This is a genomic window from Citrobacter sp. CK202 (assembly GCF_030333225.1).
GTDB lineage: Bacteria > Pseudomonadota > Gammaproteobacteria > Enterobacterales > Enterobacteriaceae > Citrobacter_B > Citrobacter_B koseri.
In genome coordinates, this window is sequence record NZ_JAOWGI010000021.1 from 414,486 (window position 1) to 437,783 (window position 23,298).

At 55.3% G+C, this 23,298-nt stretch carries 18 protein-coding genes; 9 read left to right on the forward strand and 9 right to left on the reverse strand.

Annotated elements, in window-relative coordinates; all coding sequences use genetic code 11:
• Positions 1-8: 8 nt before the first annotated feature.
• The 3 genes from OGX84_RS07600 to OGX84_RS07610 are packed head-to-tail and all read left to right on the forward strand — an operon-like array spanning position 9 to position 2,773.
• Positions 9-362, forward strand: a complete 354-nt coding sequence (locus OGX84_RS07600) for a DUF2620 domain-containing protein (protein ID WP_012135484.1) — start codon at positions 9-11, stop codon at positions 360-362.
• 11 nt (positions 363-373) lie between these two features.
• On the forward strand, positions 374-1,678 hold the full coding sequence (locus tag OGX84_RS07605) for a YhfT family protein (RefSeq protein ID WP_024131010.1): 1,305 nt from the start codon (positions 374-376) through the stop codon (positions 1,676-1,678).
• 12 nt (positions 1,679-1,690) lie between these two features.
• Complete coding sequence (locus OGX84_RS07610; protein ID WP_112001456.1) at positions 1,691-2,773, forward strand: PLP-dependent aminotransferase family protein; 1,083 nt, start codon at positions 1,691-1,693, stop codon at positions 2,771-2,773.
• Between the two features lie 221 nt (positions 2,774-2,994).
• Here the strand turns inward: OGX84_RS07610 and OGX84_RS07615 are convergent, their stop codons facing one another.
• The 7 genes from OGX84_RS07615 to tsgA form a co-directional block, all read right to left on the reverse strand.
• A complete protein-coding gene (locus OGX84_RS07615) occupies positions 2,995-3,165 on the reverse strand; it encodes a YhfL family protein (RefSeq protein ID WP_112001458.1) in 171 nt (56 codons plus the stop codon).
• Positions 3,166-3,375: 210 nt separating this feature from the next.
• Complete coding sequence (locus tag OGX84_RS07620; RefSeq protein WP_286457670.1) at positions 3,376-8,904, reverse strand: pectate lyase-fold domain-containing protein; 5,529 nt, start codon at positions 8,902-8,904, stop codon at positions 3,376-3,378.
• Positions 8,905-9,231: 327 nt separating this feature from the next.
• A complete protein-coding gene (gene cysG, locus OGX84_RS07625) occupies positions 9,232-10,605 on the reverse strand; it encodes a siroheme synthase CysG (protein WP_275165928.1) in 1,374 nt (457 codons plus the stop codon).
• An 11-nt stretch (positions 10,606-10,616) separates the two neighbouring features.
• Positions 10,617-11,426 carry a nitrite transporter NirC gene (gene nirC / locus OGX84_RS07630; RefSeq protein ID WP_012135477.1) on the reverse strand — a complete coding sequence of 270 codons (810 nt, stop codon included), beginning with the start codon at positions 11,424-11,426 and terminating at the stop codon, positions 10,617-10,619.
• A gap of 169 nt (positions 11,427-11,595) precedes the next feature.
• The gene (gene nirD, locus OGX84_RS07635) at positions 11,596-11,922 is read right to left on the reverse strand and encodes a nitrite reductase small subunit NirD (protein ID WP_012135476.1); all 327 of its coding nucleotides are present in this window, start codon (positions 11,920-11,922) and stop codon (positions 11,596-11,598) included.
• A complete protein-coding gene (gene nirB, locus OGX84_RS07640) occupies positions 11,919-14,462 on the reverse strand; it encodes an NADPH-nitrite reductase large subunit (RefSeq protein WP_115181044.1) in 2,544 nt (847 codons plus the stop codon). Before nirB ends, nirD begins: the two co-directional genes overlap by 4 nt.
• 370 nt (positions 14,463-14,832) lie before the next feature.
• Positions 14,833-16,014, reverse strand: coding sequence for an MFS transporter TsgA (gene tsgA / locus OGX84_RS07645; RefSeq protein ID WP_012135472.1), 1,182 nt, complete (start codon positions 16,012-16,014; stop codon positions 14,833-14,835).
• A gap of 280 nt (positions 16,015-16,294) precedes the next feature.
• On the opposite strand from tsgA, the gene ppiA reads away from it, so the two are divergent.
• From ppiA to argD, 5 genes are all read left to right on the forward strand, one after another.
• Complete coding sequence (gene ppiA, locus OGX84_RS07650; protein WP_012135471.1) at positions 16,295-16,867, forward strand: peptidylprolyl isomerase A; 573 nt, start codon at positions 16,295-16,297, stop codon at positions 16,865-16,867.
• 106 nt (positions 16,868-16,973) lie between these two features.
• Complete coding sequence (gene ficA / locus OGX84_RS07655) at positions 16,974-17,141, forward strand: FicA/YhfG family antitoxin (protein WP_012135470.1); 168 nt, start codon at positions 16,974-16,976, stop codon at positions 17,139-17,141.
• Positions 17,131-17,733, forward strand: coding sequence for a putative adenosine monophosphate-protein transferase Fic (locus tag OGX84_RS07660; RefSeq protein WP_047460753.1), 603 nt, complete (start codon positions 17,131-17,133; stop codon positions 17,731-17,733). The genes ficA and OGX84_RS07660 overlap by 11 nt, the downstream gene beginning before the upstream one ends.
• A gap of 31 nt (positions 17,734-17,764) precedes the next feature.
• A complete protein-coding gene (pabA, locus tag OGX84_RS07665; RefSeq protein ID WP_286457657.1) occupies positions 17,765-18,328 on the forward strand; it encodes an aminodeoxychorismate synthase component 2 in 564 nt (187 codons plus the stop codon).
• Between the two features lie 73 nt (positions 18,329-18,401).
• Positions 18,402-19,619 (forward strand): bifunctional acetylornithine/succinyldiaminopimelate transaminase, encoded by a 1,218-nt coding sequence (argD, locus tag OGX84_RS07670; protein ID WP_047460764.1) that lies wholly within the window; start codon positions 18,402-18,404, stop codon positions 19,617-19,619.
• Positions 19,620-19,731: 112 nt separating this feature from the next.
• Here argD and OGX84_RS07675 read toward each other — a convergent pair whose 3' ends face one another.
• Both OGX84_RS07675 and crp read right to left on the reverse strand, forming a co-directional pair.
• Positions 19,732-21,819: a YccS/YhfK family putative transporter gene (locus OGX84_RS07675; protein ID WP_012135464.1), complete on the reverse strand. Its 2,088-nt coding sequence runs from the start codon at positions 21,817-21,819 to the stop codon at positions 19,732-19,734.
• A 51-nt stretch (positions 21,820-21,870) separates the two neighbouring features.
• Positions 21,871-22,503, reverse strand: a complete 633-nt coding sequence (crp, locus tag OGX84_RS07680; RefSeq protein WP_000242758.1) for a cAMP-activated global transcriptional regulator CRP — start codon at positions 22,501-22,503, stop codon at positions 21,871-21,873.
• 307 nt (positions 22,504-22,810) lie between these two features.
• On the opposite strand from crp, the gene OGX84_RS07685 reads away from it, so the two are divergent.
• A complete protein-coding gene (locus OGX84_RS07685; protein WP_012135462.1) occupies positions 22,811-23,215 on the forward strand; it encodes an OsmC family protein in 405 nt (134 codons plus the stop codon).
• Positions 23,216-23,298: the final 83 nt, after the last annotated feature.

The window sequence follows — 23,298 nt, forward strand, 5'->3', positions numbered from 1 at the left end:
ACAGAAAGATGAAAAAGATTGGTGTTGCTGGCTTACAGCGTGAGCAGATTAAAAAAACCATCGAGACCGTGGCGCCCGGCTGCTTTGACGTGTCCATTCACAACGATATGGAAGCGGCGATGAAAGTGAAGTCCGGGCAACTGGATTATTACATCGGCGCGTGTAATACCGGCGCTGGCGCGGCGTTGTCGATAGCGATTGCGGTGATTGGCTACAACAAAAGCTGCACCATCGCTAAGCCGGGTATTAAAGCGAAAGACGAGCATATCGCAAAGATGGTCGCGGAAGGGAAAGTGGCGTTTGGCCTCTCCGTCGAACATGTTGAGCATGCGATTCCCATGCTGGTTAACCACTTGAAATAAAAGGCATGCTTATGGAGCTGTATATTCAGATTCTGGTGGTGGCCTGCCTGACGGGGATGACGTCGCTACTGGCGCATCGCTCAGCCGCCGTTTTCCATGACGGGATTCGCCCGATCTTACCGCAGCTGATCGAAGGCTATATGAACCGCCGGGAGGCGGGGAGTATCGCGTTTGGTTTGAGTATCGGTTTTGTGGCGTCGGTGGGGATCTCATTTACCCTCAAAACGGGGCTGCTTAACGCCTGGTTGCTGTTTTTACCTACCGATATTCTTGGCGTACTGGCGATCAATAGCCTGTTGGCGTTTGGGCTTGGCGCTGCCTGGGGCGTGCTGATTCTGACCTGTTTGCTGCCGGTGAACCATCTGCTTACCGCCTTGCCGGTTGACGTGCTGGGGAGCCTTGGCGAGTTGAGTTCCCCGGTTGTCGCCGGTTTTGCGCTGTTCCCGCTGGTGGCGATTTTTTATCAATTCGGCTGGAAACACAGTCTTATCGCTGCGGTTGTGGTGCTGATGGCGCGTGTCCTGGTGGTGCGCTACTTCCCGCACCTGAACCCGGAATCGATTGAGATTTTTATCGGCATGGTGATGCTGCTGGCGATTGCGATTACGCACGACCTGCGCCACCGTGGCGATGAGGAGATGGATACCAGTGGGTTATCCGTCTTTGAGGAGCGCACCTCCCGCATTATTAAAAACTTACCGTATATCGCGATCGTCGGCGCGTTGATTGCGGCGGTCGCCAGTATGAATATTTTTGCCGGCAGCGAGGTGTCGATCTTTACCCTTGAGAAAGCCTATTCTGCTGGCGTTACGCCTGAAGAGTCGCAGACCTTGCTTCATCAGGCGGCGCTGGCGGAGTTCATGCGTGGGCTTGGTTTTGTGCCGATGATCGCCACAACGGCGCTGGCGACGGGCGTGTATGCGGTGGCCGGTTTTACCTTTGTGTATTCCGTGGGCTATCTGGCGCCGAATCCGTGGATTGCCGCCATCCTGGGGGCGGTCGTGATTTCTGCGGAAGTGCTGCTGTTGCGCTCGATTGGGAAGTGGCTTGGACGCTACCCGTCGGTGCGCAATGCGTCGGACAATATCCGTAACGCGATGAATATGCTGATGGAAACCGCGCTACTGATCGGCTCTATTTTTGCGGCGATCAAGATGGCGGGTTATACCGGCTTCTCGATTGCGATTGCTATCTACTTCCTCAACGAGTCGCTGGGGCGCCCGGTGCAGAAGATGGCCGCGCCGGTCGTGGCCGTGATGATTACCGGTATCTTGTTGAATATTCTCTACTGGTTCGGTCTGTTTATTCCGGCCTGAGGAGGCGTCTAAATGAAAACCTTCCCCCTGCAAAGCCTGACGCTCGCCGAGGCGCAGCAGAAGCAGTTTGCGCTGGTGGACACGGTGTGTCGTTATTTTCCGGGCGCGGATTTTTTAAAGGGTGGCGATCTGGGGTTAAGTCCGGGGCTTAACCAGCCGGGAACCACCCGACAAGTGGAAAAGGTGCTGGCGGAGGCGTTTCATGCTGAGGACGCGGTGCTGGTGCAGGGCGCGGGAACCGGCGCGATTCGGGCCGGGCTGGCTGTGCTGCTGAAACCGGGGCAACGCCTTCTGGTGCATGATGCGCCGGTTTATCCCACAACGCAGGGGATCGTCGAGCAGATGGGGATTGTGCTTGTCAGAGCGGATTTCAACGATCTGGCGACGATAACGCAGGTTATCGCAGAGCATCGGCCCCATGCGGCGCTGGTGCAACATACGCGTCAGCAACCGCAGGATTGCTATTCTCTGGCTGGGGTGCTGGCGGAGCTTGCGCGATGCGTCGTCCCCACGCTGACCGACGATAATTATGCGGTGATGAAAGTGGCGCGTATTGGTTGTGAATGTGGGGCCACGCTGTCCACGTTTTCCTGTTTTAAACTCTTCGGGCCTGAAGGCACCGGCGCGGTGGTGGGGGAGGCGGAAGCCATCGCCAGAATACGTGCGACGATGTATTCCGGCGGCAGCCAGATTCAGGGCGCACAGGCGCTGGCGGTGCTTCGTGGCCTGGTTTTCGCGCCAGTGATGCACGCAGTGCAGGCCGGGGTGACGGAACGTTTACTCGCCTTGTTAAACAGTGGAGTCGTGCCGGAAGTGAAGCAGGCGGTGATTGCGAATGCGCAATCGAAAGTGTTGATTGTGGAGTTTCACCAGCCCGTTGCCGAAAAGGTGCTGGAGGAGGCGCAAAAGCGCGGGGCGTTGCCTTACCCGGTAGGCGCGGAGTCCAAATATGAAATCCCGCCATTGTTTTATCGCCTTTCCGGTACGTTTCGTGCGGCCCGTCCGGGTCTGGCGCGTTATGCGATTCGTATTAATCCCAACCGCAGCGGCGAGGAAACGGTGTTACGTATTTTGCGGGAAAGCCTGTGTGCCTGATGGCACAGCACCGCGTACGCCGCCATCCGGCGTGTATGTGCGCACGAAAGCCTGATGGCGCTGCGCTTATCAGGCCTACAGCGTACAGCACCGTACGCCGCCATCCGGCATGTATGCGCGCACGAAAGCCTGATGGCGCTACGCTTATCAGGCCTACAATGATACACATGAAAAAACCGGGGAATCCCCGGTTTTTTTGTATCGTGCGACAACGGTTTCGATTATTGATCCGCAGCCGGGCCGCAACCACCAATAATTTTTGAAATAGAAATTGCCGGGTGAAGTAAATAATCGTAACTGCAATCATTCTTTTTGTTTTCGATATGACCCGTACACGCGGTGAGCGTAGCCAGCATCCCTGCCACAATGGCAATCTTTGCAATTTTAAACATGAAAAAAATCCTTGTAAATAAAACAATTTTAATTGTATGAGATAAATGGAAAAATCCATTTTGCGGACGTTACCATATCAATTAATAAGGGAGTGAGGTAGTCCAGATAAGGACTTCTTATTCTGCGGGTAATATGCTTTGCGTAGATTCAGCATAATAAAAAACGGCCTGGAGAGGATGTATATTCTCCAGGCCGTAGTGTTTATTTAATTAACGGAATGTTTTCTTAAAGTTCAGCATAAAGCCTTTATCGCTGATGCCATCCTCTTTCCACTGATAAGCGTCAAGATGCAGGCTGCTGTCCTGGGCGCTGTACTTCACGCCCATCGTTGCCAGACCGTTCAGACCGCCGCCTTTCTGGCCGTCGTCAACGCTAAAGCGCTGGTCGCTTGCACCCGCCAGCGTGGCGCTACGCTGGCTTTTCGTGTAGCTCAGGTTCGGGCCGCCTTCCAGCGTGGCGCTTGCGCTCCAGCCGTTTTCCCCGGCGTAGTCCATTTTCAGGCCAAGCACGGAATCTACGGCCGTTTCGCTGCCGCTGTTCATCGACAGGTTGAAGTCCCCGGCGCTGCGCTCTTTGTAACCTTCTTCCATTGTGTGACGCAGCTTAACGCCCGCATACGGCGTGATTTTCAGCGCATCGTCCATCAGGTTAAAGGTTTTTGCCCCTTCGCTGCGGAACTCCATGTACTGCTGACGGGCGTCAGAATCCGCCATTTTATTGACATCGCCATAGGCGACAGAGCGGCTGCTGTCGAGGTTATGCACGTCATAACGCAGGCTGTTGTTCCAGGCCAGACCCTCATTAAAGGTCATGCTGTGCTTCAGGCCGAAGAACTGGCTGTAGCCGCCGGTCACGCCGTTGTCGCCCGCTTTCTGCGAACCGTCGCCGTCCAGACGCGCAATACCGTATTCCAGCGTCAGGTTCTGGCTGGCGGTCAGATCCAGCGTCTGGCGCAGCGCCAGCATGTCGTACTGGGTGTCGTTACCCAGTTCGGCACGCGGATCGCCTTTCGCCATCACGTTGAACGCCAGACCGTCTTTCACCTGCGGCGCGGCGTCCGCCAGCATCGTAAAGCGATTGCTGAGTACGCGGGCTTCGCGGAAGACGGTGTTCGCCTGGCTGCCGCTGACCTGTTTCAGGGCGTTGTTCAGCTCTGCGGTCGTGCCAACGTTCAGGCTGTTGTACAGCTCATTGTTGGTATACCCGGCGTCCAGCGCCTGTGCGACGTCGCTGACGGAACTCTCCGTCGCCACATCCGCATAGGCGTTTTTGGTCATGGTGATGTCAACGTTACCGTCGCCGTCGGTGCTGCCCTGGGCGTTCCACACCACGCTGGTGGAGGTGATATTGTCCGCGCCCTGGATATTACTGCCGGTAAAGGCGTTATCGACCACGACGGTGGTCTCTGCCGTACCTGCGGTAAAGCCGGTATTCACCTTCACGTCGTCGCCAATCATCAGGTTATTCGCTTTCAGCGTACCGGAACTGCCGTCGGCATTGGTGCCCACAATGTAGTTGCTTAACATCTGCGGCGCGTTCGGATCGGCCGGAGGTGCTGGAATATCACCCTGCGTCGGCGCGACAATCGCATCCGGGATCACGATATCCGCCGTACCGTTGTGATCGTCCTGCGTACCCGTAGTGCCAGGGGCGTAGATGCCGCAGCCGGTGTCGCACAGCAAATTCACTTCGCCATTATTGATGATGGTTTTGCTCTGGCCGCCAAACGCGTAAGAGTCATTCGCGTACACGTTGATCACGCCATCAGCGGTGTTGTTGATGGTGGTGGCGTTGCCGTTACCTTTGATGCCGATAAGTCCGGTGCCGTTGGTTCCGTCTATTTGCCCTTGTTCGGTGCCGACGTTGATGGTGCCGCTGTTGACCAGGTCGATGATATAACTGCTGGTGCCGCCGCTGATCGCCACGGCATTGTCGCCCTGGACGTTAATGGTCCCTTCGTTGCCAAAGCTATAGCCACGGCTGAGGTTGATCAGAGGGGCGTCCGGGTTAATACCATTAATCACGCCGGTTTCCGTGTTCCAGATCCACATCGGGGAGTTGCTGGCATTCGCGGTGGTGATGGCGCTGTAACCGTTGGTGGCGGTAATGGTGCCGCTGTTCACCTGAGCGATGGAACTGCTGGTACGCGTCATGTTGATGATGGTGTTTTCGCCGCCTTCTACCGCGCTGCCGCTGTTGGTAAGCGTTGCGCCTTCCTGGTTATAAAACGCAAAGCTGCCGTTGATGAGCGATTTGCCATCTTCCGCCACCGTCATATTGCCGGTATTGACGACTTCCTGGGCGTAAGAGGTTCCTGCAATTGAGCCGGTAAAGCTGCCCTCGTTGAACAGGGTGATATCGCCATTAAGCGTCAGGAGGTCAGTGGTCAGGCTGCCGTCTGCGCGGTTGAACAGGCTGTGATACGTGGTGATCGTATCGGCATGCATCGTCCCGTGGTTTTCCATATTGCCAGCGTTATTAATCGCCATATCGCCGTTGACGGTCAGCGTGGCGCCTGCTTCGTTGTACAGCCAGCCGCTAACATCGAGATCGCCGTTCAGCGTTTCATTGCCGTAATTCGCCAGCGCTCCGGTGGTGAAAAAGCCCGCTTCTGACGTTTGGCTATCGCTGTCGCCGCTGCCGGGCAGCGACCGTATCCAGATTTTGTCGGTTGGCATGGAACCCATATGTGGGTCGTTTTCGTCCATCGGGCTGCCGTTCAGGTTGATGGCGCCGTTATTGATGATGTAGCTGTTGCTGTCGCTAAGGAACGCTTGACCGTAGTCGGCATCAATATTGATGGTGCCAGTGGTGTCGTTCACGACGGTGCCGCCGTTTAATGCGGCCATCCCCACCAGTTGGTTTTCCTCGCCGGTCACACCTTCATCAGCGGTCAGCGTAATAGTACCCTGGTTAACGGCCGTGCCGCCGCTGAGCGCCATCATACCGAACCCGGCGTTGTTGACGGTGATGGTGCCGGTGTTGATGGCTGTGGCGTCACCGTAGCCGATGTCTGAGGAACCGGCAACCATTGCCGAGCTGGTCAAATAGAGGTATGTCGGCTGCCAGTAGTCTGTGCTGATGATATTGTTTTCATCGTCCAGCGTCGGGATAAAACCGTCCAGATAAATATCGCCTTCGTTTAACGCTGTCCCTACACTGGCACTGACGCCATATGCTCCCGCGCCCTGTAAATGGACGGTCGCTCCTTTATCATTAACGACGCTGCCGCCCTGGGTCGCCAGCATGGCGTAAAGCGTGTGGGTATACCATCTTTCCGGGTAGATATTGATCCCGTTAATGAACTCTGGCGTTTGGTTAGAAAAGAGGGTGATATCGGCCCCTGCTTTGTTGTGTACGACCGTATCTTCGCCATTTGCACGGGTGATGGCAGAACGATCATCTCCCGTATCGCCACTGCTTCCGTAGATGAGAATATTGCCGCTGTTGCTCGCTTCCGCTCCCTTATCGGCAAGGAGAACGTTGACTGTTCCGTGGGTGGTAATATCGCCCTGATTTTCAATTGTCGAGCCCTGGCCATGCGCTGACAGCAGGGCATTACTTCCGGTGGAGTAATTTAAGTTCAGATAGTCGGCGTTCACTTCAATCGTGGCGTCATCGGTAATGAGCAGAGAGCCGCCATTATTAACGTTTGCCAGCGTGGCCTGGCCACCTGTGATAGTGGTCATATCCACGGTAGATTTACCGCTTAGCGTTAACGTGTTGTCACCATCAATGTTGATACCGATAGCTTCAGAGCCAATAGACGCTTCGTTTTGGGAAAAGTCGATGTTTATACCACCGGCGACATTCACGGCGTTACCGCTGCCGCTGATATTGAGGCCGGTAACGCTCGAATACCCAGAGCTGACATCAGAACTGTCAAGATGGATATTCATCGCGCCATCCAGATTGACCGTATTTTGATTGCCGTTGACGGTAATGCCTTGTAACTGCTCATCGCTTTTAATTTGAGCGTCTTGCGCGTAACCAGCCTCAATGTTCACATTACCCAGAATGGTTGTCGTATTCGTGTCGCCAGAAACGTTAAGACCGGTTGCCCCACGAAATACGCCGCTGCTGTCCTGAGCCGCAGTCACGTTAATATCGCCCGTCAGACTGACCTGCGATTCAGTACCGCTGATCAGCGTTCCCGTACCGTTAAGGCTGGTGTTGATATTACCTTTGTTGTTGAAGGTGTTTTGTGTACCGGCAACAACGAAGCCGACAGAGCCGTCGTTACGCACGGTGGTGGTGCCGCTGTTTATGAGTTCGCTTTCTTCGCCGTTGATGGTCAGGCCCGTCGCGCCATTCATAACCAGCAGGTCGCCATTCTGCGTCATGTCAGCGTTATTGCCCGTAATGGTGGCGATCGTTGAGCCAGCGCCGTCGACGGCCATATTACCGGTATTGAGTACGCGGGCGTTGTCGCCATCGATGCGTACGCCCGTCGCGCCATCGGCGATGAGCTGATTACCTTCATTAATTACCAGCGCATTATCACCCTCAATGTACAACCCCGTAGAGCCGGCACCGCGGGTTGTCGAATGGCCTTTGTTATCGACGATAGCATCGTCACCGGTGATTTTGGCCCCGGTGCCGCCGTCAGAAACGTTTAATTCCCCTTCGTTGATGAGGCGAATGTCATTGCCGTTAATGATGGAACCGGTAGAACCTGCGCCGCTAATGCTGGAAGTCCCCGCATTATCAATGAGGGTGTTATCACCATCGATAACGATGCCCGTACCGCCGCCGCTGATGGTGATATCGCCGGAGAGCGAGGTCGAGGTGCCATTGCCGGAAATTAACGCCCCGGTAGCGCCATCTACCGTACTTTTGCCTGAGATAGCGTTAGTGGTGCCGTCGCCGCTAATAACCAGGCCAACTGCGCCATTGGTCACGGTGGAATCCCCGTTCAGCGTATTACGGGTGTTATCGCCCGAGATAATGACGCCGGTACGATTTTTCCCGCCGATATCCAGTTCGCGATCGGTGGTGTGCGTTTTGTCGTCTCCGGTGACAACCTGAGTATTGTTATCCGCGAGGATCAGATAGCCCCGGCTGTCGTACTTCCAGTAAAAGCCATTGGCCTGAGCGCCTTCAATCACGGCCGCGTTGCTGTCGGTAACGTTCCAGCCGGAAATCGCCAGCGTTTTGCCGTCCTGGGTGGTTAACTGCCACTGCGCGTCTTGTTCGGAATAACTGAGTGTGGCTTCTCCGAGGTGCTCGCCGTTATCCAGCTTGATGTCGTCGAAGTGCAGGGTGTCTGTGCCTTTATCCAGCGTCACCTGATTGCTGAAGGTCGTCACTGATGCGTCGTCAGGCGGTACTGGCGTATCACCGCCATCATCGGGTGGTGTGACGTCGCCGCCATCATCGGGAGGCGTTGGGGTGACATCTCCGCCGTCATCCGGCGGCGTTGGGGTAACGTCGCCCCCGTCGTCTGGCGGGACTGGCGTTGTTGAATGGTGGTGAGAATCGCCGTCGCTGTGATTGCCAATGGCGATGCCCGCCGCCAGAGCCGCTACGCCACTGGCGACCCATGCCCAATGGTTATCCTGCCCGGCCTCTGCCGTCAGACATTTCGCCGGTAACTTATTGCGCTCCGCCTGAGATAACGACGAAATATTTACCGGACATTCTTTCTCATCTTCTGTATTCTCTGCCGCAATTGCCGGGCAGTAATATGTTTGCAGTGCAATCGCAATACCCACTGCAAGGAGTTTTTTCCTTTGCATAAACATAGTTGCCATCCTGTAAATAAAATAAGAAATATAAGGCGGCCCTGACAGACAACCTTTATTTGCAAAATTAATGAATGGCGCTATTTTGCCACTGACTACCCAGGGGGCGTCAATCCAGCCTTTATTCTGTCGATATTTGCGTGGTGAATTTATTTGGCGAATAAAAAAGAGATAATGGCTGTTTTGTGCGGTATTTTATGGCGTTATTCTTTTTTATATTTACGCAATGAATGGATTTAGCTTATTTAAAGTGTAATGTAAGAATGAATGATCGTTAAAGTGTTAAAAAAAAGATGCCCTGATATAGGGCATCTATATTTATTAATGGTTTGAGAACCAGTTTAGCTTATCGCGTAACGCGACCACCCGACCGACAATAATCAGCGCCGGGCTTTCGACCTGTTTCGCCAGCTCGCCTAATTGCGCAAGAACGCCGCTGACCACGCGCTGCTTGATGGCAGTACCGTTTTCGACCAGCGCCACAGGCATATCGGCCTGCATACCAAACGCGATCAGCTTCTCCTGAATGGTTGCCGCCTGATTCAGCCCCATATAGAACACCAGCGTTTGTTTCTCCGCCGCCAGGTTTTCCCAGTCCAGCTCGCCGCCCGTTTTCAGGTGTCCGGTGACCAGACGCACGCTTTGCGCGTAGTCGCGGTGAGTCAGCGGAACGCCGGAATAAGCCGAGCACCCGGAGGCCGCGGTAATACCGGGAACAACCGAGAACGGAATACCGGCGTGGCACAGCGTTTCCAGCTCTTCGCCGCCGCGACCGAAGATAAACGGATCGCCGCCTTTCAGACGCACCACGCGTTTGCCTTTCTGCGCTTCTCGCAGCAGGATCTGGTTAATCTCTTCCTGCGGAACGCAGTGATAGCCCGCGCGTTTGCCAACGAACACGCGGTCAGCGTCACGGCGTACCAGATTCATAATGTCGTCGGAGACCAGACGGTCATACACCACCACATCCGCCTGTTGGATCTGTTGTAACCCTTTCAGCGTCAGCAGCCCGGCGTCGCCAGGGCCCGCGCCCACCAGCACCACTTCACCACGGTGATCCAGCGGTTCGCTCAGCATCTGCTCGGTGATCTCCGACACCGCTTTCGCATCGGCATTCGCCAGCGACTGCGCGAGCCTGTCGTTGATGAACAGTTTTTCCCAGAAGCGACGGCGCTCGCCCATTGTGGCGAACTGCTTTTTCACCCGCGCGCGGAGCTGGCCGGCGTAATGCGCGACCTGGCCGAGGTGCTGGGGCAGCAAGGACTCCAGTTTCTCGCGCAGCAAGCGTGCGAGAACGGGCGAGGTGCCGCCGGAGGAGACCGCCACCATCAGCGGCGAACGGTCGATAATGGAGGGCATGATGAAACTGGCGGCTTTTGGCGCATCGACCACGTTGCAGAAAATGCGGCGTGATTCAGCGGCTTCGCTCACCTGCTGGTTCACGGCGTCATCATCGGTCGCGGCGATTGCCAGCCAGCATCCGTCGAGCAGGGATTCTTCGAATGCCCCTTCAACCAACGTCAACATGCCTTCATTTGCCCATACGGTGAACTGCGGAATAAACGCCAGCGCGTTGACCGTTAATCGAGCGCCTGCTTCCAGCAGTAACCGCGCTTTGCGTTCTGCGACATCGCCACCGCCGACGAGCAGACAGTCACGATTGCGTAATTGACAAAATATAGGCAAATGGTCCACGACATTACCTCTTAATTATTGGCAGTAGCTTCAGTTTGATTGATTTTTGCCGGAGCCGGACGCTCCGCTTTTGGCGTAGCATACCAATAACCTAATCCCATGAATACGACACCGGACAAAGTATTGCCGAGAGTCACCCACAGCAGGTTATGACCAATTCCCGCCAGCGTGTAGGCGTCGCCGTGATGGCCGAACCAGGAGAGGGCGAACAGCGTCATGTTGGCGACGGAGTGCTCGTAGCCGGACGCGATGAACGCCAGCAGACACCACCAGATAGCGAGGAATTTCGCCGCGCCTTCGGTACGAATCGCCATCCAGATCGCCAGGCAAACCAGCCAGTTGCACAGCGCGCCTTTAAAGAACAGTACCGTGGCGGGCGCGGTGGTTTTCGCCAGCGCAACCGTGTGAACGATGCTGGTATCGACCGGCAGCAGACTGCCGCCGCCCCAGCTATACAGCAGCGCGACGAACACGGAGCCCACCAGGTTGCCCAGCCAGGTTTGCGGCAGAATCGCCCACATCTGACCGTGGCTGATGGTGCCCGCTTTTACGCCGAGCGTCAGGAACATGGTGTGGCCGGTAAAGAGTTCAGAACCGGCGATGATCACCAGCGTTAAGGCGATGCCGAAGGTAGCGCCCATCACCAGCGGGCGAACGGAAGGGTCAAGCAGATTGCCGAGGGTAAAAATAAGAATGATGCCGAGACCGACGTAGGCGCCGGCCATTGCGGAACTCACCCAGAAACCGAGCGGATTATTTGCCGACAGGCGTGCAATGCGCGCAGCGTTAGCCGCACACTTGTTAATAGTGTCTGTAAACATTTGATTATCCTTGAAGTAAAAACAATAAAATTAAAAAAGAAATCGTAAAACCGTAGGCCGGATAAGGCATTTATGCCGCCATCCGGCGGTGTGTTTTTGCCTGATGGCGCTGCGCTTATCAGGCCTACAAAGACGTCAAAAAGGGAGGCGTTGCGCCTCCCCAAATTCATCAACCGCGCAGTTGCACCACGCCGTCTTTCACGCGAGCTTCGTAGTGCGCGACGGAATGGCTTTCATCTTCCATGCACAGACCGTCGCTCAGACGGAACCGCTGTTTTTTCAGCGGGCTGGCAACCCACAGTTCGCCCTGATGCTCGGCAATCAATCCGCGCGACAGCACGCTGGACTCAAAAAACGGGTCGATATTGCTGATCGCGAACACCTGGTCGCTGTGATATGGACGGAAAATGGCGACCTGCTTTTCGCCTAACAGCGCGCAGACGCCGGTTTCCGGCAGAATGTCATCGATTTTGCAGATGTTTTTCCACTGGCTCATGCGTTTTCCTCCACCAGAGTTACCGGAATGCGCTCGTACGGCGTTGCCGGACGATGCTGTTCACGCTCAGGCACCACCTGAACATTCGGGTCGCGCTTATCGCTGTTGATAAAGTGTCTGAAACGAACCTGCGCAGACGGTGTATTTACGGTCTCCGTCCACTCGCACACCACCGCTTCACGCAGGCGGGTCATCTCTTCTTCCAGATGCGCGTTCAGGCCCAGTTTGTCGTCGATGATGACCGACTTCAGGTAGTCGATACCGCCTTCCAGGTTATCTAACCACGGTGCGGTACGGGTCAGTTTGTCGGCGGTACGGATGTAGAACATCATGAAGCGGTCGAGGTATTTAACCAGCGTTTCGCGGTCGATATCCGCCGCCAGCAGGTCTGCATGACGCGGTTTCATCCCGCCGTTACCGCAGACGTACAGGTTCCAGCCTTTTTCCGTGGCGATAATCCCCACGTCTTTACCCTGGGCTTCCGCACATTCACGGGTACAGCCGGAGACGCCAAATTTCATTTTGTGCGGGGTACGGATGCCTTTGTAGCGGTTTTCCAGTTCGACGCCGAAGCCGACGCTATCGCCCACGCCGTAGCGGCACCAGGTGCTGCCCACGCAGGTTTTCGCCATACGCAGCGCTTTGGCATACGCGTGACCGGTTTCGAAGCCCGCTTCAATCAGCTGACGCCAGATTTCTGGCAGATCGTCTTTCTGCGCGCCGAACAGACCGATACGCTGAGAACCGGTAATTTTGGTGTACAGGTTAAACTCACGCGCGATGCGACCTACGGCCACCAGACCTTCCGGCGTGATTTCGCCGCCCGCAGAACGCGGGATCACGGAGTAGGTGCCGTCTTTCTGGATGTTCGCCAGGAAGTTGTCGTTGGTATCCTGTAGCGGGGTGTGCTGTGGCTTCAGAATGTATTCGTTCCAGCAGGAGGCCAGCAGAGAACCGACGGTCGGTTTACACACTTCGCAGCCGTAGCCTTTACCGTGTTTCGCCAGCAGTTCTTCAAAGGTTTTAATGCCTTCCACGCGGATGAGGTGGAACAGTTCCTGACGCGAGTACGCAAAGTGCTCACACAGGTTGTTGTTCACTTCAATACCCTGTTTCGCCAGTTCGGCGTTCAGAACCTGAGTAACCAGCGGAATACAGCCGCCGCAGCCAGTACCGGCTTTGGTTTCCGCTTTCAGCGCCGCAACGGTGTGGCAGCCTTTGTTGATGGCGGCGACCAGCATCCCTTTGGTGACGTCAAAGCAGGAACAGATTTGCGCGCTGTCCGGCAGTTTATCAACGCCAATGGAAGGCTTACCGCTGCCAGAATGTGCCGGCAGGATCAGCGAGTCCGGGTTTTCCGGCAGTTCAATCGCGTTCAGCACCAGTTGCAGCAGGTTGCCGTAATCGCTGGTATCGCCCACCAGCACCGCGCCGAGCAGGGTTTTGTTGTCTTCGCTGACGATGAGGCGTTTGTAGACCTCTTTGCTTTCGTCGAGGTAAACGTAGCTACGCGCGCCCGGCGTGCGGCCATGCGCATCGCCAATGCCGCCGACGTCCACGCCCAGCAGTTTCAGCTTGGCGCTGAGGTCTGCGCCTTCAAACACGTTTTCGGTTTCGAGGATGTGGTCAACGGCAACCTGCGCCATTTTGTAGCCAGGCGCGACCAGACCGTACACGCGGTTGTTCCAGCTGGCGCATTCGCCAATCGCGTAGATATCCGGGTCAGACGTCTGGCAGGCGTCGTTAATCACGATACCACCGCGCTGAGCGACGTCCAGGCCGCACTGGGTGGCCAGTTTGTCACGCGGGCGGATACCGGTAGAGAAAACGATGAAGTCGACTTCCAGCTCGCTACCGTCGGCAAAACGCATGGTTTTACGCGCTTCGGCGCCTTCCTGAACGATCTCTTTGGTGTTTTTGCTGGTGTGTACGCGCACGCCCATGCTTTCGATTTTACGGCGTAGCTGCTCGCCGCCCATCTGATCCAGCTGTTCTGCCATCAGCATGGGGGCAAATTCGATAACGTGGGTTTCGACGCCTAAGTTTTTCAGCGCGCCAGCGGCTTCCAGACCCAGCAGGCCGCCGCCGACCACCGCGCCGCGTTTGCTGCGACGGGCGCAGGCTTCAATGGCGTTGAGATCTTCAATGGTACGGTAAACAAAGCAGTCCTGAGTTTCGGAACCTTTAATTGGCGGGATCCACGGGTAGGAGCCGGTCGCCATGATCAGTTTATCGTAATAAACCGTACGACCCGCGCTGGAGTGGATGACCTTCTCCTGACGGTTGATCGTAATGGCGCGTTCGCCGACCAGAACGTTAACGCCGTGCTTCTCATAAAAGCCTTCACGCACCAGAGACAGCTCTTCAGCGGTGTGGTGGGAGAAGTAGGAAGACAGGTGGACACGGTCGTATGCTTTGCGGGGTTCTTCACAGAACACGGTAATGTCAAAATTGGCAGCGTCGGATTTATCAAGAAGGTCCTCAATAAAGCGATGGCCGACCATACCATTACCGATAATAGCGAGTCTGACTTTGCTCATTTTTGCCTCGATTTCTTTTCTATTACTGCCTACCTTAACGATTCAGCAACCCCGCTTATTGATGTAAATCAAATTCGGCCTTATATACTCCTTAAGAGGTATATTGCTGATTTGTCAGCATTTTTATAAGTCACGGAATTGTCAGACATTTCGTTGTTGTGCAAATAACGTACAAAATGAGGGGTTATTGGCGTAAGAAGGTCTACCTCTAAAGAATGCGAGGTCTACGCCGTCAGGAGGAGGGGGAAATTGCGCGAAAAAGCAGGATTAAAAAGCCGGGCTAAAAAGCCGGATGGCGACGCTATGCGTCTTATCCGGCCTACAAGTTACATGTAGGCCCGGTAAGCTTGCGCCACCGGGCAAATCATCATCAGTGCGCTGCTGGCACGTTATGCTGGCGATGACGGGTAACAAACCCGAGGATAAAGCACATCACAAACACTACGGCATACAGACCGTTTGCGGTGAGCAACGCGGCCTGCGGGCCGCTGTGCGCCACGATCGGGCCTGTCACCACGAAGGTCAGCATGGTGCCAATGGTGCCGCAGGTCAGCACAAAGTTAACCAGCTTCGGCGACGGCACTTTGGTTTGCTGCGAACCCAGCGTAATGATTGAGGTGTAAATGGCGCTGGAGAAGAAGCCGAGCGTCAGAATAAACCACGCCATATGCTCCGGCTGGGCTTTAATGAACAGGTACATCAGCACCGCCGCCAGACCTGCCAGTACCGTCAGGATACGTTGCAGATCAAAGAAGCGCAGAATGAAGCTGAAGGCCCACATGCCGAACATGTACGACATCCAGAAATCGCTGACCAGCGTACCGGCGTCGTTCAGGCTCATGCCCAGACCTTTGGCGTATTCCGGCACCCAGGAGATGAAACCCAACTGACCGAGGATGTAGCACAGCGCGGCGATGGACAGGAACAGGACGCCAATGCCCCATTTCTCTTTTACCACCGGCGTTTCCGTTTTCGGCGCGTGTTTACCCAGCGCCGGAAATTCGCAGCCGAAGGTCAGGATGAAAATCGCCACGTAGACCAGACCGATGCAGGCGTATACCCAGTACCACTCAATGCTGCGCGCCAGCAGGTAAGCGGCGACCATCGGGAAGATCATCCCGGCCATACTGAAGAAGGAGTCGGTGAACAGCAGGCGAGAACCACGCTGACGGCCTTCATACATCTGGGTGATCAGGAAAGTACCGATCGACATGGTGATACCGCTCACCAGACCCAGTACAAACATTGCCGCAGAGAAAAGCGCCAGGCTATGGCTGAGCATCAGCCCGGCCACGGCCAGCACCATCAACACAAAGCCAAAACGCAGCTGCGTTTTCAGCGGGATAATTTCCATCAGCCAGGCATTCAGGAAAATAGAGATCAGGATACCGGCGTTAAGAAAGGTGAATGTGTTACTCATACTGGAAACGGGCAGGTTGAAATACTCTGCAATGTTTCCCATCACCATCCCGGTGACAATTACCAACGCGCCTGTCAGGGCGTAGGAGAGAAAGCTAATCCATGTGAGCTTGATGCGATTGCTGTTAGTCATGACTGGCCTGTGTATAGAGGTGTAAAGCGCGTTGACAGCGCCGTGAGCGGGCAGATTTTAGGCGTTTTAGTGATGTATTTAAATGTTTATTAGCAATTACTGTAAGCGTTACATTTTTTAACGTGATGGTGATCACATTAATATGCCGAAAAGCACAACAAAATCGTAAGGTTACATTTGTTTCAGATACGTAAAATTAGGTAAAGGGCTGGCCTGCTCCTTGAAGGCTCTTTAGAATCAATCTACTTGCTTTTGTTACTGCTCTCGTTAAGGAAATCTCATGCTCAAATCGACTCTGGCGGCTGTTGCAGCTGTTCTCGCTCTTTCTGCTCTCTCTCCTGTAGCGTTGGCAGCGAAAGGTGACCCACATGTTCTGCTGACGACCTCCGCCGGAAATATTGAACTGGAACTGAATAGCCAGAAAGCGCCAGTTTCAGTGCAAAACTTTGTCGATTATGTCAACAGCGGTTTCTATAACAACACCACGTTCCACCGTGTGATCCCCGGCTTTATGGTGCAGGGCGGCGGTTTTAACGAGCAGATGCAGCAAAAGAAACCTAACCCGCCGATCAAGAACGAAGCGGACAACGGGCTGCGCAACACCCGTGGCACCATTGCGATGGCGCGTACCGCAGATAAAGACAGCGCAACCAGCCAGTTCTTTATCAACGTTGCCGACAACGCCTTCCTGGATCACGGCCAGCGCGATTTTGGCTACGCCGTATTTGGTAAAGTTGTGAAAGGGATGGATGTCGCTGACAAAATCTCCCAGGTGCAGACGCACGATGTCGGCCCTTACCAAAATGTTCCTTCAAAACCGATAGTTATCCTTTCCGCCAAAGTCCTGCCGTAATGGCATTCTGCGCGGGCCAGCAATGCCCGCGCGATTCCTGACCTCTGCGTAACCTGAATTTGCTGCTTATACTTGTGGCAAGTGCAGGCACATTCAGGGAGGTCTCGTGAAAAAACTCACCGATAAACAAAAGTCTCGCCTCTGGGAACAACGACGAAATATCAATTTCCAGGAGAGTCGACGTCTGGAAGGGGTGGACATCCCGTTAGTTACCCTGACCGCCGAAGAAGCACTGGTGCGCCTGGCAGAATTAAGGAGGCACTATGAGCGATAAGTTTGGTGATGGACGCGACCCCTATCTGTATCCCGGACTGAACATCATGCGTAACCGCTTAGGCATCCGGCAGGTTCAGCGTCTGGAGCAGGCGGCGTATGAACTGACCGCACTGCGTGCCGCGACGATTGAAGCTGGCCCCCTGGTGCGCGGACTGCCTCACCTGCGCGCCATTCATCGTCAGCTGTATCAGGATGTTTTTGACTGGGCCGGACAACTGCGCGAGGTCGATATATATCAGGGAGATACCCGTTTTTGCCATTTTGCCTACATCGAAAAAGAGGGTAACGCCCTGATGCAGGATCTGGAAGAAGAGGGGTATCTGGTCGGGCTGACGAAAGAGAAATTCGCCGATCGTCTGGCGCACTACTACTGTGAAATTAATGTGCTGCATCCTTTTCGCATCGGCAGCGGACTGGCGCAGCGCATCTTCTTTGAGCAACTGGCGCTCCACGCCGGTTATATCCTGAGCTGGAGCGGCATTCAGGTGGCTGAATGGAGCCAGGCGAACCAGAGCGGCGCGATGGGCGACCTGTCGGGATTACAGGCAATATTTCGTAAAGGGGTAAGCGAAGCCCAGGAAACTGAGTAGAATAGCGCGGTTCTTACGTACCGGAGCCGCCATGATTCTGCTGATCGACAACTATGATTCGTTTACCTGGAACCTTTATCAGTATTTCTGCGAACTGGGCGCTGATGTCCTGGTCAGGCGGAATGACGCGTTGACGCTGGCGCAAATTGACGTGCTGAATCCGCAAAAAATCGTGATCTCGCCGGGGCCCTGTACGCCGGATGACGCGGGCATCTCCCTGGCGGTAATCCGCCATTATGCCGGGCGCCTTCCCATGCTCGGCGTCTGTCTTGGACACCAGGCGATGGCGCAGGCCTTTGGTGCGACGATCGTGCGGGCGGCCAAAGTGATGCACGGTAAAACCTCTCCCGTCACCCATAGCGGCCAGGGGGTTTTTCAGGGGATATCGAACCCGCTTACCGTCACGCGCTATCACTCGCTGGTGATCGATCCTGCAACGCTTCCCGCCTGCTTTGACGTTACGGCCTGGAGCGACACGCAGGAAATTATGGGGATTCGCCACCGGGAGTGGGATCTGGAAGGGGTGCAGTTCCACCCGGAAAGTATTCTGAGCGAGCAGGGACATCAACTGCTGGCTAATTTCCTGTCGCGCTGATTTGTGGTTGCTATCCAGTGATTTTTTATGCATATTTTATGACTGAAATTTCATTTAGCTGGATGGGCATAAGATGGCAACTGAACAAACTGCAATTACGCGCGCGACTTTCGATGAAGTTATCCTGCCGATTTATGCACCGGCAGAGTTTATTCCGGTAAAAGGCAAGGGCAGCCGGGTCTGGGATCAGCAGGGTAAAGAGTACGTTGATTTCGCGGGTGGGATTGCAGTTACCGCCTTAGGGCATTGCCATCCGGCGCTGGTGGACGCGCTGAAAACGCAGGGTGAAACGCTGTGGCACACCAGCAACGTTTTTACTAACGAACCTGCGCTGCGTCTGGGGCGTAAACTTATCGACGCGACCTTTGCCGAGCGCGTGCTGTTTATGAACTCCGGCACCGAAGCCAACGAAACCGCCTTCAAACTGGCGCGCCACTATGCCTGCGTGCGTCATAGCCCGTTTAAAACCAAAATCATCGCCTTCCATAACGCTTTTCATGGCCGCTCGCTGTTTACCGTTTCCGTTGGTGGTCAGCCGAAGTATTCCGACGGATTTGGCCCTAAACCGGCGGATATCATCCATGTTCCTTTCAACGATCTGCACGCAGTGAAAGCGGTGATGGATGACCATACCTGCGCGGTGGTGGTGGAGCCGATCCAGGGAGAAGGCGGCGTCACCGCCGCAACGCCAGCGTTTCTGCAAGGCCTGCGCGAGCTGTGCGATCGGCATCAGGCGCTGCTGGTGTTTGATGAAGTTCAGTGTGGTATGGGGCGCACCGGCGATCTGTTCGCCTATATGCACTACGGCGTGACGCCGGATATTCTTACCAGTGCGAAAGCGCTGGGCGGCGGCTTCCCGGTCAGCGCTATGCTGACCACGCAGGAGATTGCGTCCGCGTTCCACGTTGGGTCGCACGGTTCCACCTACGGCGGCAACCCGTTGGCCTGCGCCGTTGCCGGGGCCGCGTTCGATATCATCAATACGTCTGACGTGCTGAGCGGTGTTCAGACTAAACGCGAGCGGTTTGTTCAGCATTTGCAGAAGATTGACGCGCAGTATGACATTTTCAGCGATATTCGCGGCATGGGGCTGCTGATTGGCGCGGAACTGAAGCCGCAGTATAAAGGCCGGGCGCGGGATTTCCTTTACGCTGGCGCGCATGAAGGCGTTATGGTGCTGAATGCCGGGCCGGATGTCATGCGCTTTGCTCCGTCGCTGGTGGTGGAAGAGGCGGATATTGACGAAGGGATGCAGCGTTTTGCGCAGGCGGTGGCGAAAGTGGCTGGCTGATTGCCGGATGGCGCTACGCTTATCCGGCCTACAAATCGCGTTTCCCCTGTAGGCCTGATAAGGCGCTTGCGCCGCCATCCGGCAAACAACAAACAACAAACAGCAAACAACGTCAACCCTTCATATCCCGTAACCGGCGACTAAGCCAGATGCCGTGATGCGGGCGCTGGCGCCATGCCACTGACGAAATGGTGTGCATGGTATTCAGGTGCCCCAGCACGCGTTGCAGATGCTGTTCCAGCGTGCTAAGCGGCCCGTGGGAGAGCATCTCCGATGACTCCAGAATATTCACATCCCCGGAACCGCCCGGCGCGTCATACTCCAGCCGCTGCTGACAGCGCTGGAGCGCAATTTCGCAGGATTCCAGGTAGCGCTGCGCCAGATCCGGCGTCAGCATCGTATGCTCGCGCGCCAGCGTGGTCATGGCGTTGACGTGCTCAACGATAAACTGGCTGTGCGTTACCCACAGTTTCATATCTTCCAGATAGTGCGTGTTAAACCCCGGTTCCTGCATCGCCTGATTCAGCGAGTTAAACAGCGTATTGTGCGCCTGGTTCACCCGCATTCGCTGGTACGCAAGCGGCGTTGGCTGCGGGTCGTTGCTGAGGATCAGCCGAATGGCCTCCTGGTCCGCTTCCAGCGCGTCGTGGGCATTCTTACGCAAAAGGCCGCTTTGCCACTGCGGCCAGAGCCAGACCATCCCGCCAAAAGCAATCAGGCAGCCAATGACCGTATCAATAAATCGCGGCACGATGAACTGTTCGCCGTTGAGCGTCAGCAGTTGCAGGGTATAGACCGCCGTCACCGTAAAGCCAACCGTCGCCCAGCCGTAGTTTTTGCGAATGGTCAGATAGCTCACCAGCGTAATGATCAGCATTAATGCCAGCGTGTAGCCTTCAGGAATGCGAAAGTGCAACGTGACGCCCGCCACCACCAGACCGGCCAGCGTACCCGCCGAACGGTGCAGAATGCGCACGCGCGTCGCGCCGTAGCCATTTTGCGTGACGAACAGGATGGTCATCAAAATCCAGTACGGCTTGGGCAGATGTAAGGCGCTGCCCATCAGGCTGGCGATACTTAACATAACGCTGATTCGCCCGGCGTTGCGCAGCGCGGGCGATTTAAACGATAAATAGCTTTTCAGCGCGGGCAGCAGCGGCAGGCGACGTTGTTTATCGGCCATCAGGTCGCGTGCGTACAGCGGACGCTGAGTGCGTAATACGCGGGCAATACGGCTAAAGTGCCAGTAGCAAAACTGCCCGACAGGGTTTTCCGGGTGCTGATTGGCGATTTTTTCCAGCGCGCCAGTCTGCTTCTCCATCGAAAAACGGCTGGGCAGACGGTGATACAGGATGTCATCCGCGATGATGCGCAGGCGGGCAGCGACGGTTTGCGCATTCCAGCGAATAACCTGTTCCGCGTGGCTGCGCTCCACCAGCTTCTGAACCTCCTCCGGCTGATGCAAACTAACGGAGATATGCTCCTGTAAGTCCAGCGCTTCCTGGAAGGCGCGCAGCAGGCGCTTGTAGTCATTATTGTGCTGGGCCGACAGCATGTGCATTTGCTGGTAACACTGGGTAATGAGATCCACTGCTTTCTGCTGGCGCACCAGCAGAGGCGGCAGCGCTTTTTCTGGATCGATATGCTGCGTGAGCAGGCTGTATTTGGCCTCGCAATAGTCGGCCAGCTCGCGATACAGCAGGCTGAGCGATTCGCGCAGCGGCTGTTCGCGCCACAGCCAGAACCAGAACCAGTTAAACAGCCCGTACCATAGCGTGCCGAGCGCGTAGATGAGCAGCGGCTCCCAGACCGGCATGTTCCCCGCCAGGCTTAGCGTGAAAATGGCGGCAATCAGTGAAGCGGGCAGCAGCCTTGCATGCAGCGGGCTGATTTCCGCCGTGACGCCGAGCAGCAGCGTCAGTCCGGTGAGGATCAGCGGCAGGGGGATGTCGCGCGCCAGCAGCAGTTGTGTAATCAGGCTGCATCCGGCAAACAGCGATCCGCCGATGATTAAGCGTTTGAAAAAGCGTTTATGCGGGGTATCAAGACCGGCAATGTTGCAGCAGGCGGGAACGAGCGAGAACAGCAGTCCCAGGTGCAACTGGCCGATGATCAGGCCGATAGCCACAGGCAGGCACAGCACCAGCGTTTGCCGTAGTGCGTAGTTGATCTCAGGATGGTAAATCAGTCTTCGCCACATCGGTGCAAACAAAAATGGCGCATTACCCGGTAATGCGCCATTCCGACGGGATTAACGTGTGCCGTAGACGACGATGGTCTTACCGTGAGCGGAGATCAGATTCTGATCTTCGAGCATTTTCAGAATACGCCCCACGGTTTCACGGGAGCAGCCAACGATCTGGCCGATCTCCTGACGGGTGATTTTGATCTGCATGCCATCCGGGTGAGTCATCGCGTCAGGTTGTTTCGCCAGGTTCAGCAGGGTCTGAGCGATACGGCCCGTTACGTCGAGGAAGGCGAGGTTACCGACTTTCTCAGATGTCACTTGCAGACGGCGAGCCATCTGGGAAGACAGGCGCATCAGAATATCCGGGTTTACCTGGATCAACTGACGGAATTTCTTGTAAGAAATTTCAGCGACTTCACAGGCCGTTTTGGCACGTACCCAGGCACTGCGTTCCTGACCCTCTTCAAACAGGCCCAGTTCGCCAATAAAATCGCCCTGATTCAGATAAGAAAGGATCATTTCTTTCCCTTCTTCATCTTTGATCAACACTGCCACTGAGCCTTTAACGATGTAGTACAACGTTTCCGCTTTTTCACCCTGGTGAATCAGCGTGCTCTTCGATGGGTACTTATGAATGTGGCAATGAGACAAGAACCATTCGAGAGTCGGGTCTGTTTGCGGTTTGCCAAGCACCATGCGCGGTTATCCTCTGTTATAAGCTGTCTCCAGAGCCAGAACACGACACTGCCTCTGGGTTTGCAAAAATAGGTTTCCCGAATTCCTGGGAAGGGGGCTGTCGAAAATGTACTGCAGCCTGAATGTGATGTCCTCTGCATACATGCAGTACGTCAATGTATTACTGTAGCATCCCGACTGTTTTAGCATAGCTTTCGCCGTGTGTCTCCTGGTGTCTCGCTTCAGCATGACGCAGGTCGCCTTCCGTTGCGAGATTTGTTATGTGCGCGTAATCTGTCAGGAAAATTGACACATTGGAGTTCCGAATATGCAAGCGCGTGTAAAGTGGGTTGAAGGGTTAACCTTTCTGGGAGAGTCTGCCTCCGGCCACCAGGTTTTAATGGATGGCAACTCCGGTGATAAAGCGCCAAGCCCGATGGAAATGGTGCTGATGGCCGCAGGCGGTTGTAGCGCAATCGACGTGGTTTCTATTTTGCAGAAAGGGCGTCAGGATGTGACGAATTGCGAAGTGAAACTGACGTCCGAACGTCGTGAAGAAGCGCCGCGCCTGTTTACGCATATTAATCTGCATTTCATTGTGACCGGCAATGACCTGAAAGACGCGGCGGTTGCGCGGGCGGTCGATCTTTCGGCTGAGAAGTATTGCTCAGTGGCGCTGATGCTGGAAAAAGCGGTGAATATTACCCATTCATATGAAGTGATTGCGGCGTGATGCCGGTTGCCTGATGGCGCTACGCTTATCAGGCCTACGAATTCGCACCCTGTAGGCCGGATAAGCGTAGCGCCATCCGGCAT

Excerpts from the sequence above, each read along its gene's own strand:
- OGX84_RS07600 (WP_012135484.1), top strand. The coding sequence starts at position 9 with ATGAAAAAGATTGGTGTTGCTGGCTTACAGCGTGAGCAGATTAAAAAA.
- OGX84_RS07605 (WP_024131010.1), top strand. The coding sequence starts at position 374 with ATGGAGCTGTATATTCAGATTCTGGTGGTGGCCTGCCTGACGGGGATG.
- OGX84_RS07610 (WP_112001456.1), top strand. The coding sequence starts at position 1,691 with ATGAAAACCTTCCCCCTGCAAAGCCTGACGCTCGCCGAGGCGCAGCAG.
- OGX84_RS07615 (WP_112001458.1), bottom strand. The coding sequence starts at position 3,165 with ATGTTTAAAATTGCAAAGATTGCCATTGTGGCAGGGATGCTGGCTACG.
- OGX84_RS07620 (WP_286457670.1), bottom strand. The coding sequence starts at position 8,904 with ATGCAAAGGAAAAAACTCCTTGCAGTGGGTATTGCGATTGCACTGCAA.
- nirC (WP_012135477.1), bottom strand. The coding sequence starts at position 11,426 with ATGTTTACAGACACTATTAACAAGTGTGCGGCTAACGCTGCGCGCATT.
- nirD (WP_012135476.1), bottom strand. The coding sequence starts at position 11,922 with ATGAGCCAGTGGAAAAACATCTGCAAAATCGATGACATTCTGCCGGAA.
- nirB (WP_115181044.1), bottom strand. The coding sequence starts at position 14,462 with ATGAGCAAAGTCAGACTCGCTATTATCGGTAATGGTATGGTCGGCCAT.
- tsgA (WP_012135472.1), bottom strand. The coding sequence starts at position 16,014 with ATGACTAACAGCAATCGCATCAAGCTCACATGGATTAGCTTTCTCTCC.
- ppiA (WP_012135471.1), top strand. The coding sequence starts at position 16,295 with ATGCTCAAATCGACTCTGGCGGCTGTTGCAGCTGTTCTCGCTCTTTCT.
- OGX84_RS07660 (WP_047460753.1), top strand. The coding sequence starts at position 17,131 with ATGAGCGATAAGTTTGGTGATGGACGCGACCCCTATCTGTATCCCGGA.
- pabA (WP_286457657.1), top strand. The coding sequence starts at position 17,765 with ATGATTCTGCTGATCGACAACTATGATTCGTTTACCTGGAACCTTTAT.
- argD (WP_047460764.1), top strand. The coding sequence starts at position 18,402 with ATGGCAACTGAACAAACTGCAATTACGCGCGCGACTTTCGATGAAGTT.
- OGX84_RS07675 (WP_012135464.1), bottom strand. The coding sequence starts at position 21,819 with ATGTGGCGAAGACTGATTTACCATCCTGAGATCAACTACGCACTACGG.
- crp (WP_000242758.1), bottom strand. The coding sequence starts at position 22,503 with ATGGTGCTTGGCAAACCGCAAACAGACCCGACTCTCGAATGGTTCTTG.
- OGX84_RS07685 (WP_012135462.1), top strand. The coding sequence starts at position 22,811 with ATGCAAGCGCGTGTAAAGTGGGTTGAAGGGTTAACCTTTCTGGGAGAG.